This window comes from Dorea phocaeensis (assembly GCF_900240315.1).
Classification (GTDB): Bacteria; Bacillota; Clostridia; order Lachnospirales; family Lachnospiraceae; genus Dorea_B; species Dorea_B phocaeensis.
This window is the reverse complement of record NZ_OEPZ01000002.1, coordinates 524362-539756: the sequence shown is the minus strand read 5'-3', so window position 1 is coordinate 539756 and position 15395 is coordinate 524362. Positions and strand designations below refer to the sequence as shown.

The 15395-nt window shown below is 44.3% G+C and carries 14 protein-coding genes, 1 tRNA gene and 1 pseudogene; 12 read left to right on the top strand and 4 right to left on the bottom strand.

Annotated elements, in window-relative coordinates; translation table 11 throughout:
- The first annotated feature begins 78 nt into the window (after nt 1–78).
- On the top strand, nt 79–1989 hold the full coding sequence (gene glgB, locus C0979_RS06580) for a 1,4-alpha-glucan branching protein GlgB (RefSeq protein ID WP_101695219.1): 1911 nt from the start codon (nt 79–81) through the stop codon (nt 1987–1989).
- An 89-nt stretch (nt 1990–2078) separates the two neighbouring features.
- On the opposite strand, the gene C0979_RS06575 is transcribed toward glgB, so the two are convergent.
- The 3 genes from C0979_RS06575 to trmB form a co-directional block, all read right to left on the bottom strand.
- On the bottom strand, nt 2079–3335 hold the full coding sequence (locus C0979_RS06575; RefSeq protein WP_101695218.1) for a DUF1002 domain-containing protein: 1257 nt from the start codon (nt 3333–3335) through the stop codon (nt 2079–2081).
- A 231-nt stretch (nt 3336–3566) separates the two neighbouring features.
- Nucleotides 3567–3890, bottom strand: coding sequence for a thioredoxin family protein (locus tag C0979_RS06570; RefSeq protein WP_101695217.1), 324 nt, complete (start codon nt 3888–3890; stop codon nt 3567–3569).
- A gap of 234 nt (nt 3891–4124) precedes the next feature.
- Nucleotides 4125–4778 (bottom strand): tRNA (guanosine(46)-N7)-methyltransferase TrmB, encoded by a 654-nt coding sequence (gene trmB, locus C0979_RS06565; protein WP_101695216.1) that lies wholly within the window; start codon nt 4776–4778, stop codon nt 4125–4127.
- Between the two features lie 192 nt (nt 4779–4970).
- Between trmB and C0979_RS06560 the strand changes: the two genes are divergently transcribed.
- From C0979_RS06560 to C0979_RS06520, 9 genes are read left to right on the top strand one after another with little or no spacing between them, the layout of a single operon-like run.
- On the top strand, nt 4971–5282 hold the full coding sequence (locus tag C0979_RS06560; RefSeq protein ID WP_101695215.1) for a hypothetical protein: 312 nt from the start codon (nt 4971–4973) through the stop codon (nt 5280–5282).
- A 3-nt stretch (nt 5283–5285) separates the two neighbouring features.
- On the top strand, nt 5286–6332 hold the full coding sequence (locus tag C0979_RS06555; RefSeq protein WP_101695214.1) for a V0D/AC39 family V-type ATPase subunit: 1047 nt from the start codon (nt 5286–5288) through the stop codon (nt 6330–6332).
- Nucleotides 6329–8269, top strand: a complete 1941-nt coding sequence (locus C0979_RS06550; RefSeq protein WP_159459861.1) for a V-type ATP synthase subunit I — start codon at nt 6329–6331, stop codon at nt 8267–8269. The genes C0979_RS06555 and C0979_RS06550 overlap by 4 nt, the downstream gene beginning before the upstream one ends.
- 46 nt (nt 8270–8315) lie before the next feature.
- Nucleotides 8316–8747, top strand: a complete 432-nt coding sequence (locus C0979_RS06545) for an ATP synthase subunit C (protein ID WP_101695212.1) — start codon at nt 8316–8318, stop codon at nt 8745–8747.
- A gap of 1 nt (nt 8748) precedes the next feature.
- Nucleotides 8749–9057, top strand: a complete 309-nt coding sequence (locus C0979_RS06540; RefSeq protein WP_101695211.1) for a V-type ATP synthase subunit F — start codon at nt 8749–8751, stop codon at nt 9055–9057.
- A gap of 36 nt (nt 9058–9093) precedes the next feature.
- The gene (locus C0979_RS06535; protein WP_101695210.1) at nt 9094–9681 is read left to right on the top strand and encodes a V-type ATP synthase subunit E; all 588 of its coding nucleotides are present in this window, start codon (nt 9094–9096) and stop codon (nt 9679–9681) included.
- Entirely contained in the window at nt 9674–11446 is a 1773-nt protein-coding gene (locus C0979_RS06530; protein ID WP_101695209.1) for a V-type ATP synthase subunit A, read from the top strand. Before C0979_RS06535 ends, C0979_RS06530 begins: the two co-directional genes overlap by 8 nt.
- A 15-nt stretch (nt 11447–11461) precedes the next feature.
- Nucleotides 11462–12853 carry a V-type ATP synthase subunit B gene (locus tag C0979_RS06525; protein WP_101695208.1) on the top strand — a complete coding sequence of 464 codons (1392 nt, stop codon included), beginning with the start codon at nt 11462–11464 and terminating at the stop codon, nt 12851–12853.
- Nucleotides 12854–12874: 21 nt separating this feature from the next.
- Nucleotides 12875–13489: a V-type ATP synthase subunit D gene (locus C0979_RS06520; protein WP_101695207.1), complete on the top strand. Its 615-nt coding sequence runs from the start codon at nt 12875–12877 to the stop codon at nt 13487–13489.
- A gap of 48 nt (nt 13490–13537) precedes the next feature.
- Here C0979_RS06520 and C0979_RS06515 read toward each other — a convergent pair whose 3' ends face one another.
- Nucleotides 13538–14056 (bottom strand): DUF6512 family protein, encoded by a 519-nt coding sequence (locus C0979_RS06515; protein WP_101695206.1) that lies wholly within the window; start codon nt 14054–14056, stop codon nt 13538–13540.
- Between the two features lie 137 nt (nt 14057–14193).
- On the opposite strand from C0979_RS06515, the gene C0979_RS06510 reads away from it, so the two are divergent.
- Together C0979_RS06510 and C0979_RS06505 are read left to right on the top strand one after the other, a co-directional pair.
- Nucleotides 14194–14266, top strand: a tRNA-Lys gene (locus C0979_RS06510).
- Between the two features lie 517 nt (nt 14267–14783).
- Nucleotides 14784–15284, top strand: a pseudogene (locus C0979_RS06505) (SPASM domain-containing protein); the annotation flags it as partial.
- Nucleotides 15285–15395: the final 111 nt, after the last annotated feature.

The following is a 15395-nucleotide window of genomic DNA, read 5'->3' as shown; positions in this document are numbered from 1 at the left end:
TATAGCGAAGCTTGAATTTTACGGCGGTCTAAAGTATAATATTACTATAATTGCAACAGGAATGTGAGGGATGAATCTATGGCAGAAAAAGCAATGGAACCATATGAAATTGGGGAACTCGACCATTATCTGTACGGCCAGGGTAATCACTACGAGATTTATAAAAAGCTTGGGGCACACCTTGTTCAGAAGGGAAAGAAGAAGGGTGTATATTTTGCAGTATGGGCGCCGCATGCGAAGTCCGTATCGGTAGTGGGAGATTTTAATGACTGGGATATGGAGGCCAATCCGATGGAGCGCGGAGAGCCGCTGGGGATATATACGTGCTTTGTTCCGGGCGTGAAAGAGAATGAACTCTATAAATATTGTATTGAGACATGTAGTGGGGAATACATATTTAAGGCGGATCCCTATGCGAATTATGCGGAATTAAGACCGGGAACTGCATCAAAGGTGACAGATCTTAGCCGATTAAAATGGACGGATCAGACCTGGATGGAGAATCGGAAAAAGTGGGATCATAAGAAAGCTCCGATGTCAGTTTACGAGGCACATATTGGTTCCTGGAAGCGGCATCCCGGAAGAGAGGATGAGGGCTTCTATTCTTATCGTGAGTTCGCAAAGGAAGCGGCAGCGTATTTGAAGGATATGGGGTATACGCATATTGAATTGATTGGAATTGCAGAGCATCCATTTGATGGATCCTGGGGCTATCAGGTGACGGGATATTATGCACCGACATCCAGATATGGAACTCCAGAAGACTTTGCATGGATGATCAATCATTTTCATAAGAATAAGATCGGCGTAATTTTAGATTGGGTTCCGGCACATTTCCCGCGGGATGCTCATGGACTGGCGGATTTCGATGGGACTGCGACTTATGAATACGCAGATCCAAGACAGGGAGAACATCCGGATTGGGGAACAAAGATTTTTGATTATGGGAAAAATGAAGTGCGGAACTTCCTGATTTCTAATGCCCTGTTCTGGATTGAAAAGTTCCATGTGGATGGACTTAGGGTGGATGCGGTGGCATCGATGTTGTATCTCGATTATGGAAAACAGGATGGTCAGTGGATCGCCAACAAATATGGAGAGAATAAGAACCTGGAAGCAATCGATTTCTTCAAACATTTGAATTCGGTTGTGCTTGGCAGAAATCCGGGGGCGCTGATGATTGCTGAGGAATCAACAGCGTGGCCGATGGTGACGGGTGATGTAGAACATGATGGTCTTGGATTCAGCCTGAAATGGAACATGGGATGGATGCATGATTTTACCGAGTATATGAAACTGGATCCTTATTTTAGAAAGGATAATCATAACTTGATGACGTTTGCAATGAGTTATGCGTACAGTGAGAATTATATTTTGGTTCTTTCCCATGATGAGGTGGTACACCTGAAATGTTCGATGATTAATAAGATGCCAGGTCTTGGATTCGATAAGTATGCGAACTTGAAGGCGGGCTATGCCTTTATGATGGGACATGCAGGTAAGAAGCTTTTGTTCATGGGACAGGAATTTGCTCAGCTTCGGGAATGGAGCGAAGAACGGGAGCTTGACTGGTATCTGCTTGCGGAGAAGGAGCATCTGGCAATTCAGAACTGGGTGCGGGATCTGCTGCATTTGTACAAGCAGAATAAGGCATTATATGAGATGGATCAGGACTGGCGAGGCTTTGAGTGGATCAATGCGGATGATGGATATCGAAGTATTTTCAGCTTTGTGAGACACTCTGAAGATGGAAAGAAGAATCTCTTGTTTGTATGTAATTTTACGCCGATGGAGCGGGCGGATTACCGTGTCGGTGTGCCGAAGAGAAAGCAGTATAAGCTGGTGCTGAACAGCGATGATGAGAAATACGGAGGAACCGGAGAAGAAAGACCGGTCGTTTATAAGGCGGTCAAGAAAGAGTGTGATGGAAGACCATATTCCTTCGCATATAAGCTTCCACCGTATGGAGTAGCAGTGTTTGAATTTTAGAGATAAGATTAGCCAGAGAATAAAACGGAGCAGATTGCATTGCAATCTGCTCCGTTTTGGTGTCTTTACATAAATGTAAGAAGTTTAAGCTATTGAGCTGCTTCACTATTCTGTGCAGGATCCCCAAAGGATGGTTCATCGGAAGGAGTTCCGGAAGCATCACTGGAAGGGGTGTCGGCCGTATTAGAATCTGTATCGTCCATGTCGGTGGTTCCGTCATCAACACTTCCATCATCTGTATCGGCGTCGTCTAATGTAGAAGCGTCAGGATCTTCGGTATCAGAATTCTGTTCACTGTCTGCGTCCTGATCTTTGTCTACATCCTCAGATTCTGCATCTTCCTCTTTGTCTGCATCGTCTCCGCCGAAGAGGTTTTTAAAGAAGTTGACAACTTTGTCCCAGAAGCCTTCCTCTTTCGCTTCGTTTGCTGCATCTTTGACACTGTCTAAGGTACTGTCGATAATGGCATCTGCGCCAAGGGCATCATCGTTGGTGCCGTTGATAATACCGCCGTCATCAGAACCGCCAGTGAATACGCCTTTGATGGATTCCCAGATTTTTGCGAAGAAGCCTTCTTCTTTTCCGGCCAGGTTATCCAGTGTTTCCTTGAAGGCCTTTACATCATAATCGTACTGGGAGATGCTCTCCATTAATGCGGTGATCTTGTCCATCTGTTCCTGGGTCAGTGTAATATTGTACTTTTCTGCTGCATCGTTTACAGCATCCTGAATCTCGGATGGATCTGTCAGTCCTTCTTCAATGACTTCTCCTTTGACTTCATTCATCAGGTCCGTTGCTTCCTGCTGTCCCACAGCGTCAGCAAGTTCACCAGTTGTAATCAGCTCTTCTGTGGCGGTTGCCTTCTGATCTTCGTTTAATGTTTCGCCGCTGGCTGTTTCGTATGCCATCATAATACCGGTTAATGCTCCGGTACCGGATACCTCGATAGGAGAAGCGGCAACGACGTTGCAGTTTTCAACACCGGAAGTGGTCAGTGTGCTGGCGATCATAGAGCTGGTCACGAAGGTAAGGTTAGCAACTTTTACCTGGATGCCGCCGCTGGCTGTTGGCTCTACATAGGAACAGCTGTATGTACGTGTTCCGATCTGTGCCTCGGATGCGATTCCTTCCATGTATTTTCTTTCATCTGCGTTAGTGACTTCGATGGTCTCAACTTTGTCGGCAGAGGTTCCGAAGTAGTCATACATCGAAGTCTTCTGCTCTTCTGAAAGATTGGCGCCAAGAGTTACGACCTTGGAGCTGTCTGCCTGTGCAACCATTGGGATGCCTGTGCAGGTGATGGCAGCTGCCATCATAATCGGTAATACTTTTTTAAACTTTTTCATATTGCGTGGCGTGTTCACCATGCCCCCTTTTCTTGATTCTCGCTGCAGGGTACTCCCGGATACCGCAATTACGAATGTGGAAATTTACGAATGCTGGAAACTTACGGTATCTCCGTCTGCTGCGGTTGGTTTAACACCGACGAATGAAGCTGTGTAAGGTTTTCATTCGCCGGTGCCTTGTATTCTTACCTAATATAACATATCAAAGCGTGTTTGCATAGGAAATAAGAGTTAACTATTTCTAAAGATTTTCTTTAGACGGTATAAAAATGTGGCTTCGCTTATGACGCCCTGCATGACTCCAACGGGTTCGCCGTTTTGAAAAAACCAAAAGGCAGGAACGGTGGAAGTGTCATATTTGGCCGAAAGTTCCGGTGATTCATCGACATCCACTTCAAAGAAACGGATCCGTTTCTTTTGGCCTTTTTCTATGTTCCTTAAAATGGGTTTCACCATGGCGCATTTGGGGCACCAGGATGCGTAGAACATAACAACAACCGGAAGCGTGCTTCCGGCTGTCTCGTGGTAAAAATTGTCTCTTGTTAAATGCTGCATAGCCGTTACCCCTTCTTGGATTCGTCTGACAGATCAGCGATTGGGATTCAGGATATGGTATACCTCTGTCATGGAATGACGCAGGCAGTGAAGTTTGTGGTGGAGTCCTTTTCTTCGGTAGGTGAACTCACAAAGCTTCTGTTTCATAGATTTTCTTGCTCTTCGTCCCATATGCTTTCGATCCAGACTGTGATTCTTCCCTATATTATATGCATGGGAAAGAGAAGAGTGCAGTTAAGCTCTTCGTACGGCGATCAGTTTACAAATGGGATTCCCCAAAGAGGAAAATTTCTCTTCATATTCAGTCAGAATGTTTCCTTCGTTCATATCCGGTTCGTGGTGAAGATCGAAGGTATATTTCTGGGTCGTGAAGGAAGGACATTCTTCCAGCTGCTCCAGTGAAAAATCAAAGAGCCCTTGGTTATCGGTTTTGAATTCGACCGTCCCATCGGAGGTTAAAATCTTGTCATATCGGGCAAAAAAGTCGAGGGAAGTCAGTCTTCTTCTGGCATGCCTTGCCTTTGGCCAGGGATCGGAGAAGTTCAGATAGATGCGGGAGACTTCTCCTGGAGCGAAGACATCGGCGATGTCGGCGGCATCCATGCAGATAAAGCGGAGATTTTCCGGAGCTTCTTTAAGTTCCTGGAATTTTTCTACGGCCCGAAGAAGAACGCTGGAATAACGTTCTACACCAATGTAGTTGATCTGAGGGTTGCGAAGAGCGTGTTCCAGCAGGAATTTGCCTTTGCCCATTCCGATCTCAATATAGATGGGCTGTTGATTGCCAAATACCTGGTTCCAGGATCCGCGGCAGGCGGTTTCGTTTTTGATAACTTGATGGCATTCCTGCAAAACCCCTTCCGCGCGGGGAATATTTCTAAGACGCATAAGCGTTCCTCCTTATAAAATCAGTATGTTTTTATGGTACATTTGTGCACTTTTTTCAGTTTATCTGTTGAAGGAGAAAATGTCAATGCAGAAACGGGATGTATTTTGTGCAATATTACTATAGCAATTGTGGAGAATAAGAGTATGATTATAGCATGACAAAAAATAAACAGTCAGAGAGGGGGGTGTGCTATGAGCTCAATGATAGAAAGGCTGTCGGAAATTGAAGAGACAGCGGAAGCGATTGTGGAACATGCAGAAGAAGAGAAGCATGAGATTGAAAAGAAGATTCAGGCAAAAAGAGATGCATTTGACAGAGATCTGGAAATTGAAGCCAGAGATAAGGTGGAGCGGATTCGAGCAGAAGCGAATTCCAAGATGGAGCAGATTTTAGAGGAGCAGAGGCAGAAGAATGCAGCCACGATTGAAGCTATGAAGAGAGATTTTGAAGAGCATCACAATGTGTATGCCCGTGAGATCCTTAAGCATATGGTTGAGGTGTAGATTATGGGAAATGTAATGTCATATAGTGGAATCGTCACGAAAATTCGGGCGATGCAGGCCAGGATGCTCACGGAGAAGGATTTTGATTATATTGCGGGGCTTCAAAGTGTGCCGGAGGCAATTGAATATCTGAAAGGGAAGCCGGCGTATGCTTCCTATATGAATCAGATGGATTTATCCTTGTATCACAGACGTCATGTGGAAAAAGTGCTGTATCAGTCTTTATATGATGACTATACAAGAATCTTCCGGTTTGCAGGAATGGAACAGAAAAGATTTCTGAAAATTTACTGGAAGCGTTATGAGATTGATCTGATTAATTATTGTCTTCGGATTGTCTTTAACCATTATGATAAACCGTTTGATCTGGAATATAAGAAAGAGTTTTTTGATAAATATTCACAGATCTCCATCGACAAATTAATGACATCCAAAACCGTAGATGAATTGATTGATAATCTTAGAGATACGGAATATTATGCGCCGCTGGAAAAGTTTAAAGATTCAGAAAGTGCGACGCTGTTCGATTATGATTTGGCTCTGGACTTATACTATTTTTCCACCATGTGGAGAAGGAATAAGAGAGTAATGAATCAGAAAGAAAGAGATTTGTTTACAAGAGATTGTGGTACAAAGGTTGATTTGTTAAATATTCAGTGGATTTACCGGGCGAAGAAATATTATCATTTACTGCCGCCGGATATTTATTCTATGACGATACCGATTCATTACCGCTTGAATGTCGATGATTTTAAACGGCTGGTAGAGGCGCCGACAGTGGAAGAATTCCGGAATCAGATGGAAGAGACTTATTATGGGAAACGATATCAGTATATGGAAGCTTCCACGATGGAGAGGATGTACAAAGAGATTTTGGAAAGTCTGTACCGGGCAGACCGAAGACGCAATCCTTACTCAATAGCGACGATTAATACGTATTTATTTTTAAAGGAAGAAGAGATTTATAAACTAACTACCGCCCTGGAATGTATTCGTTACGGTCTATCAAAGGGAGAGACGTTAGGATACTTAGGAGGTGTGACACAATGATTGTAAAGATGAAGTTTTTAAGCATCAGCGGGCCAAGAATCGATATTGACAGAGTGTGCGACGTCTACCTGTCAAAGTATGAGATGCAGCTTGAGAATGCGCTGACAGAGTTAAAGACGACGAATAATCTGCTCCCGTTTGCGGAAATGAATCCTTATAAGGAGCCGCTTACAAAAGCAGAACAGTTTACGGCGCTTTTGCCAGAAGGTTCAGCCAGAATGGATGTGTCTATGACAGAGCAGGAGATTCTGGATTTGATTCGAGATGTGAATCGTGATTATATTCAGCTTCAGGAACAGCGGGAGTTACAGAAGAAGAAGCAGGAGATTCTGCGGGAGAAACTAAATATCCTAGAGCCATTTCTTCCTTTGGAACTGGATCTGTACAAGGCGATGCGTTACAAATATATGAAGGTGCGCTTTGGAAGAATTAGTGTAGATTACTATAAGCGATTGGAAAAATATTTGTTTGAAGACTTGGATGCAGTATTTCAAGAAGGAATTAGGAATGAAAATTATGTCTATGGATGCTATTTTGTGTCAAATATAGATGCAAGTAAAGTAGATTCTGTATTCAATTCGCTCCATTTTGAACGGATTGCGCTGTCATCAGACTACATGGGAACACCAGCGCAGGCGTGTGAGTCGCTTCGAAGTGATATGGAAGAGACAGAAGGAGAGATCGCGAAGATTGATGAACGGATTGAAGAGTTGATGATGCGCCAGGGCTCCAGACTTTTAGGAGCGAGAAAACGCCTGGAGGAGTTGTCTAATAACTTTGATGTTCGAAAAATGGCTGCGAGAGTGAAAGAAGGCGACGCGAAAGAGGATTATTATATTCTGTGTGGCTGGATGGGTGAGGATGACGTGGCGTCATTTTTGGAAGAGATTAAAAACGATCCGAGAGTGTTTGTTGTGGTAGAGGAAGATCGAGAAAAATTCTTTGGAGACCCTCCGACGAAGCTGAAGAATCCCAAATTCTTTAAACCTTTTGAGATGTTTATCAGAATGTATGGACTTCCTGCTCATAACGAGATGGATCCGACGATGTTTGTGGCGCTGACCTATACGTTTATTTTTGGAGCCATGTTCGGCGACGTGGGACAAGGGTTGTGTCTGTTCATCGGAGGCGGCCTGTTGTATTTGATCAAGAAGATTAATCTGGCTGGAATTATCTCGGTGGCTGGAATTTTCTCCACTATTTTTGGATTTTTGTTCGGAAGTGTATTTGGATTCGAGGATGTACTTCCGGCTCTTTGGCTAAGACCGGTGGAGGCAATGACGAATCTTCCGTTTATCGGACAGTTAAATACTGTGTTCATCGTAGCCGTTGCATTTGGAATGGGACTGAATATTCTGGTAATAATTTTCCAGATTGTGAATGCCGTGCGAAATCACGATACCGAAAACGTCTGGTTTTCAAATAATGGAGTGGCAGGACTTGTGTTCTATGGCTTCCTGGTGCTGACAGTGGTGTTATATATGACGGGACATAAGGTGCCGGGAAATATTATGATGGCGATATTTCTTGGTATTCCGATTCTTTTGTTCTTATTTAAAGAGCCGCTGACCAATCTGGTGGATCGTAATCATCGAAAGATTCAGGAAGGAAAAGGAATGTTCCTGGTACAGGGATTTTTTGAATTGTTTGAAACCATGCTGAGTTATTTCTCTAATACACTGTCTTATGTGCGAATTGGAGCGTTTGCGGTCAGCCATGCAGCCATTATGGAGGTGGTGCTGATGCTGTCCGGAGCGCATTTGGGAGATCCGAACTGGCTTGGTGTTGTAGTGGGAAATGCAATCGTATGTCTGCTGGAAGGTCTGATCGTTGGAATTCAGGTACTGCGTCTGGAGTATTACGAGATGTTCAGCAGATTTTATAAAGGAAGCGGAAGAGAGTTTCATCCATTCCAGAATCATCATACAGAAGTATAGAAAAGAATATTTTTATGGAAAGTTTTATCTAAGGAGGATTTGAATTATGACATTATCAGTAAAATTATTACTTATTGCAGCGTTGGTGCTTGGCATTATCATTCCGTTTGGTTACTTTTTGCTGGGAGAGCATACGAAGCGTCGGTATAAAAGAATGCTAGGGGCAAATGTATTCTTTTACTTTGGTGCATTCGTAATTGCCGGAATTATGTTGTTTGGTGCAGAACCGGTACAGGCTGCCGATGCAGCTGCCGCTGCCGGAAATGCTGCAGGTCTTGGATATCTCGCCGCCGCATTGGCAACCGGTTTATCCTGTGTGGGCGGAGGAATTGCAGTAGCAAGCGCGGCAAGCGCAGCCCTTGGTGCAATCAGTGAAGATTCAAGCGCGCTTGGTAAATCCTTGATCTTTGTAGGACTTGCAGAAGGTGTGTGTCTGTATGGACTGATCATCTCCTTCATGATCCTGGGTAAATTGTAAGATGAAGATGTATTTGATCAGTGATAATATCGATACACTGACAGGGATGCGTCTTGCCGGAGTGGATGGAATTGTGGTTCACGAACGGGAGGAGCTGCGGACGGCGATTGAAGACGCAATGAATGATAAGACAGTAGGAATCATCCTGCTGACGGAGAAATTCGGGCGGGAGTTCCCGGATCTGATTGATGAGATCAAGCTGGAACGGACGATGCCGCTGTTGATTGAAATCCCTGACAGGCACGGAACCGGACGCAAGAAAGATTTTATCACATCTTATGTAAATGAAGCGATTGGACTGAAACTGTAGATCCAGTTAGTGCAGAAGAAAGAAGAGGTGAGATTCTTGACGATAGAGGAGAAAATCTCGCGCCTTCAGGCGGCGGCGATGGAAGAGGCGCGCGCGGAAGGAAATGCGATTATCAGACAGCATGAAGAAGCGCTGGAAGGGGTGTTTGAACAGCATCGTAAGGAGGTTGTTCGCCAGGTGCAGACAAGAGTGCATGCAGAGGAAGTAAATGCCAGGCAGCAGCTGAACATGGCGATGTCCAAGGCTCAGCTGGAACTGAAAAGAGAGCTTGGACGTACACAGCAGAAGCTGAAAACACAATTGTTTGAAGAGGTGGGAAAGCTTTTGGAGGAATATATGAAGACAGAAGCCTATACCCATTTGTTAGTAGAATACATTGAACAGGCCGCCAGATATGCGGATGGAGAGGCCATGACGATTTATATCAATCCGACGGATGAAGAGAAGAAGGAATATTTAGAGGAACATACAGGGATGCAGCTGACCGTCAGTAAAGAAGATTTTATAGGAGGGGTGCGTGCGGTAATTCAGGAAAGAAACATTTTAATTGACCGTGCGTTTAAAGGCGCATTGGAAGAAGAACAGCGTTCGTTTGTATTTAAGGGAGGTGCCGGAGTTGAATAGTGTGAAGACAGGAAAGATTTATGGGATCAATGGTCCGGTAATCTACCTGAAAGGCAGAAGCGAATTTAAAATGTCAGAGATGGTGTATGTAGGAAGCCAGAAGCTGGTAGGAGAAGTAATCGGGCTTGACAAAGATCTGACCACGATTCAGGTCTATGAGGAAACGTCCGGACTTCAGCCGGGAGAAGAGGTTGTGGGAACGGATGCAGCGGTATCTGTAACGCTTGCCCCGGGAATTTTGGATAATATTTTTGACGGAATTGAACGGCCTCTGGAAAAAATTGCAGAAGAAGGCGGAGCTTTTGTGGTTCGCGGTGTGAATGTGGATTCTTTGGATACAGAAAAACGGTGGGAGACACATATTACTGTTCAAGAAGGAGAACTGGTGCATGGAGGAACGGTGATTGCAGAAGTTCAGGAAACAAGGGCAATTGTGCATAAATGTATGGTGCCGCCAGATCTGGAAGGGACGGTAGTGTCAGTGAAGCCAGACGGGCAGTATACGATTCAGGACGTGATTGTGACGGTGGAGTTGATGGATGGAACCCGAAAGGATCTGACTATGACTCAGCGCTGGCCGATCCGTGTGCCAAGACCTGTACATCATCGGTATCCGGCAAGCGTGCCGCTGGTGACAGGGCAGAGAATTCTCGATACTATGTTCCCCATTGCGAAAGGTGGAACCGCGGCGATTCCGGGAGGTTTTGGAACAGGAAAAACAATGACACAGCATCAGATCGCCAAATGGTCGGATGCAGATATTATTATCTATATCGGATGCGGAGAGCGTGGAAATGAGATGACGCAGGTATTAGAGGAGTTCTCGGAACTGGTGGATCCAAAATCCGGGAATCCGTTGATGGATCGAACGACTTTGATTGCCAACACATCGAATATGCCGGTGGCGGCCCGTGAGGCATCGATTTACACAGGACTTACACTGGCAGAATATTATAGGGATATGGGATATGACGTGGCGATTATGGCGGATTCGACATCCCGTTGGGCGGAAGCTCTTAGAGAATTATCGGGACGTCTGGAAGAAATGCCGGCGGAGGAAGGATTCCCGGCATATCTGGCATCGAGACTGTCCGCGTTTTATGAGCGGGCAGGAATGATGCAGACTTTGAATGGGGCGACAGGGTCTGTCTCTATTATTGGAGCGGTGTCTCCACAGGGAGGAGATTTTTCAGAACCTGTTACGCAGAATACCAAGCGTTTTGTGCGGTGTTTCTGGGGGCTTGATAAATCGCTGGCGTATGCACGACATTTCCCGGCGATTCATTGGCTGAGCAGCTACAGCGAATATTTGAATGACTTAAGCGGCTGGTACAGTGATCATGTGTCGCCGAAATTCGTAGATTATCGAAATCGACTGATGGCGCTTCTTAATCAGGAAAGCAGTCTGATGGAGATTGTAAAGCTGATTGGAGGGGATGTGCTGCCGGATGATCAGAAACTGATTCTGGAGATCGCCAGAGTCATTCGTCTGGGATTCTTACAGCAGAACGCATTTCATAAGGATGACACCTGCGTCTCTATGGAGAAGCAGTTTAAGATGATGGATGTGATCTTGTATCTCTATAAGAAGTCCAGAGAGCTGGTAGCTATGGGAATGCCGATGTCTGTATTGAAGGCAGAAGGTATTTTTGAGAAAGTCATTGCGATTAAATATGATGTGCCAAATGACAACTTGCAGCTATTAGATCTTTACAAAAACGATATTGATGCATTTTATAACCGAGTAATAGAAAAGAATGCGTAGAGGGAGGAACGGATTATGGCAATAGAATATCTGGGGCTTAGCAACGTAAATGGACCTCTCGTAGTGCTGGAGGGAGTACAGAATGCGTTCTTTGACGAAATTGTAGAGTTTACTGTTGGCGGAAAAGAGCAGAAACTTGGCCGTATTGTGGAGCTGAATGAAGACAAGGCAGTGATTCAGGTGTTTGAAGGAACTGAAAATATGTCGCTTACGAATACCCATACGAGACTCAGTGGTCACACAATGGAGGTAGCAGTGTCTCCGGACATGCTGGGAAGAACCTTTAATGGAATCGGTGAGCCGATTGATGGTCTGGGACCGATTATTTCTTCTGACAAGCGTGATGTCAACGGCCTGCCTCTGAATCCGGTACAGCGAGAATATCCGAGAAATTATATCCGGACGGGAATTTCTGCAATCGATGGTCTGACAACATTGATTCGAGGACAAAAGCTGCCGATTTTTTCGGGAAATGGTCTGCCCCATGATCGACTGGCGGCACAGATTGTAAAGCAGGCGTCTCTTGGGGACGGCGCAGAAGGAGAATTTGCGGTAGTCTTTGGAGCTATGGGTGTGAAGCATGATGTGGCAGAATTTTTCCAGAAGACATTTGAGGAAAGCGGTGTGTCGGATCACGTTTGTATGTTTTTGAATTTGGCGAATGATCCAGTAGTAGAACGACTCATTACGCCAAAGGTGGCGCTGACGGTAGCAGAATACCTGGCGTTTGAATGCAATATGCATATTTTAGTAATCTTGACAGACATGACTTCTTTTGCAGAAGCGATGCGTGAAGTATCTTCTTCCAGAGGAGAGATTCCTTCAAGAAAAGGATATCCGGGATATCTGTACAGTGAACTTGCGACGCTTTATGAGAGAGCGGGGATTATAGAGGGAGCTTCCGGTTCTGTGACACAGCTTCCGATTCTGACCATGCCAAATGATGATATTACCCATCCGATTCCCGATCTGACGGGATATATCACAGAAGGGCAGATTGTGCTTGATCGAAATCTCCATGGTCAGGCGGTGTATCCGCCGATCAGTATTCTTCCATCCTTGTCTCGTCTTATGAAGGATGGAATCGGCGCCGGTTATACAAGGGAGGATCATCAGGATCTTGCAAATCAGCTGTTCTCGGCCTATGCAAAGGTAGGAGAGGCCAGAAATCTTGCGTCCGTAATCGGCGAGGATGAGTTATCACCAATTGATAAGAAATATCTAAAGTTCGGCCGGGCGTTTGAAGAACGTTATATCGGACAGGGTGCCGGAGAAAATCGAACGATTCAGGAGACCTTGGATCTGGGATGGGAGCTTCTTGGGCTGCTTCCTAAGGAGGAACTGGATCGAATTGATACGAAGTTGATTGAGAAATATTATCCACAAAAAGACGGCGTTCAAAGTTAGCGAGCAGAAAGGAGGGCGCATATGGATCCAAGAGAGTTCCCGACAAAGGGTAATCTGATGCTTGCCCAGAATTCACTGGCGCTTGCTCATCAGGGATATGACCTGATGGATAAGAAGAGAAATATTTTGCTGAAAGAATTAATGAATCTGATTGACGAGGCGAAGGACATTCAGGAAGAGATTGATTCTACATTTAGCAGAGCCTATGCGTGCCTGCAAAGAGCCAATATTGAGAATGGAATCAGCAAGGTTCAGGAACTGGCATATACGGTTCCGATCGAGAGTTCTATTCGTATTCAGACCAGAAGTATTATGGGAACAGAGATTCCACATATTAAATATGATGGCAGGCAAAATGAGCTGACCTATTCTTTTGGGACGACACACGAGTCCATTGATACAGCAAGAGAAGCGTTTCGTGAAGTGAAAGAGTTGACGATAAAGCTTGCGGAAGTAGAGAATGCGGCATACCGGCTGGCAGGGAATATTAAGAAGACGCAGAAACGCGCCAATGCGCTTAAAAATATTACAATTCCAATGTATTCAAATCTGGTATATAGTATCAATAATGCGCTGGAGGAGAAAGAGCGAGAAGAGTTTACCAGATTAAAGGTGATTAAGCGAATGAAGGGATAGACAGGAGGGATGGATCATAAGTCCATCCTTTTCTGTTTGGAAAGCAGCTTATGCCTGAGGCGGGAAAAATAATGGAATATTCGGCGGGCAGCAGCTGAAAACGAAAAAGAATAAAGCGGTGATAATCCAGAGAGAAAATACAATAGACTGCGAAGGGACAACGGTGCATTTGCGAGAAAAGTACTGGCTGGTGCAAAAGGAATCGGTGACGCTGAATGTAAAGATCAGAAGATCGATAATTAAAAAGTGCCTTCCGATTACGCCTGTGTAAGTATAAAACAGTACAACCGTTGTAAGAAGTCCGCATAAGATACCGAGAAAGCGGTGGTAGAAGAAAGGGAGCAGAGATGGTTTCTGCCGGCACCATTGAATAACTGTGATGAAGAGAAATGGGAAGAATAATAGTTTTAAATGTTCCCAGACAGATTCATTGATTGGGCAGAATAATGCAAAGATGGCGGCGCCACCGGAAAGCTCGTATAAGAAGTGTGATAGACTGCCTAAAAGGATCACGGCCAGAATGGAATGCTTGTCTTTTTTGAATATAGTATGAAATAAAAATCGCATAGAAAACCCCTCCTTGTAACTAATATATGAGGGAAATGAAAAAAATATGAAAATAATTAAAAAAAGGCTTGCATTTTATTGAGGTCTGCTATATAATAATTCTTGCGTCACGGGAAAGGCGTAAACAAAATAAATAAGCGCGATTAGCTCAGTTGGTAGAGCACCTGACTCTTAATCAGGGTGTCCAGGGTTCGAACCCCTGATCGCGCAGTTCAGATCACTGTTTTTGCGGACTTTAGAGCCGCGGGGACGGTGATTTTTTGAGTATCTAAAAGTAGAACTATTGGAAGAGCCTTTTTTAAAAAACAACCCGGTTTCTCAAAAGATTAATACCGCGTTAGATGAGGAACGCTGTCTACGAATAGAAATAAATAAGCAGGAGTTTTATGTTGCTCCATTAAGTTATGCGCTTCGACCAACAGGTCTGTATCTATATGCAACTAACGGGAGCCGAAAAATGACGTTTCCACTATCGGATATCGTTCAGTGTGAAGTTACAAAAGAAGAATTTAATCGGGAAGACTATTCATATTTTTTATATTCTTGAAAGGAAGGTGACACAAGAAGTCACCTTCCTTTTTGTATGATAAAAAATATGGAGGTGGTTTTGGTGGAACAAGACATATATGAGAATAAAACTGTAAACTCTCTAATCTTGTATTTTTCAATACCGGCTATTTTTTCTTTGCTTGTAGAAATTATGGCATCGGTGGTAGATACCGCATTTGCAGGGCATCTGCTTCCTTCACCGGAGCAAAGGGAGGCAGTTTATCATCGAATACGTGAGTTTCGTGGCAGCAAACCGATTTTTACAATGGACTTTCAAAATGATGCGGAATATGTTGGCGGATGTATTGCCGGAGGAAGAAACTATCTTCATATTAATGCAAAGGGGGATGTAGAGCCTTGTGTATTTATTCATTATTCTAAGTGTAATATCCATAATACTAGCTTGCTGGATGTGCTGAAAAGTCCGATTTTTATGGCATACCACGATAATCAGCCATTTCACGAGAACATGTTGCGGCCGTGTCCGATGTTGGAGAACCCAGAGGTACTTAGACGGATGGTAAGAGAGACGGATGCGGTAAATACAGACTATGAAAGTCCGGAAAGTGTGGAACATCTTTGTGATAAAAAGATAGAATATGCAGAGAATTGGAAAGAAACGGCAGATCGTTTATGGAGAAACTGTGCGAGATGCAAAGATTGCAATCAAGAAGGGTAAGCTCAAAGGGGTTGTAGTACTTGGCAATATGTTTCTTTGAAAAAAGGAAGCAGTTCTGTAAAGTGTGATAGAAAAGTCAGCTTTATAGAAATGCTCCTTTTTTTGTTTGAG

Bases quoted from the DNA above. Each gene is read 5' to 3' on its own strand.
- C0979_RS06560 (WP_101695215.1), top strand. From the start codon at position 4,971: ATGAGCTCAATGATAGAAAGGCTGTCGGAAATTGAAGAGACAGCGGAA.
- C0979_RS06515 (WP_101695206.1), bottom strand. From the start codon at position 14,056: ATGCGATTTTTATTTCATACTATATTCAAAAAAGACAAGCATTCCATT.
- C0979_RS06545 (WP_101695212.1), top strand. From the start codon at position 8,316: ATGACATTATCAGTAAAATTATTACTTATTGCAGCGTTGGTGCTTGGC.
- trmB (WP_101695216.1), bottom strand. From the start codon at position 4,778: ATGCGTCTTAGAAATATTCCCCGCGCGGAAGGGGTTTTGCAGGAATGC.
- C0979_RS06575 (WP_101695218.1), bottom strand. From the start codon at position 3,335: ATGAAAAAGTTTAAAAAAGTATTACCGATTATGATGGCAGCTGCCATC.
- glgB (WP_101695219.1), top strand. From the start codon at position 79: ATGGCAGAAAAAGCAATGGAACCATATGAAATTGGGGAACTCGACCAT.
- C0979_RS06525 (WP_101695208.1), top strand. From the start codon at position 11,462: ATGGCAATAGAATATCTGGGGCTTAGCAACGTAAATGGACCTCTCGTA.
- C0979_RS06570 (WP_101695217.1), bottom strand. From the start codon at position 3,890: ATGCAGCATTTAACAAGAGACAATTTTTACCACGAGACAGCCGGAAGC.
- C0979_RS06520 (WP_101695207.1), top strand. From the start codon at position 12,875: ATGGATCCAAGAGAGTTCCCGACAAAGGGTAATCTGATGCTTGCCCAG.
- C0979_RS06550 (WP_159459861.1), top strand. From the start codon at position 6,329: ATGATTGTAAAGATGAAGTTTTTAAGCATCAGCGGGCCAAGAATCGAT.
- C0979_RS06540 (WP_101695211.1), top strand. From the start codon at position 8,749: ATGAAGATGTATTTGATCAGTGATAATATCGATACACTGACAGGGATG.
- C0979_RS06555 (WP_101695214.1), top strand. From the start codon at position 5,286: ATGGGAAATGTAATGTCATATAGTGGAATCGTCACGAAAATTCGGGCG.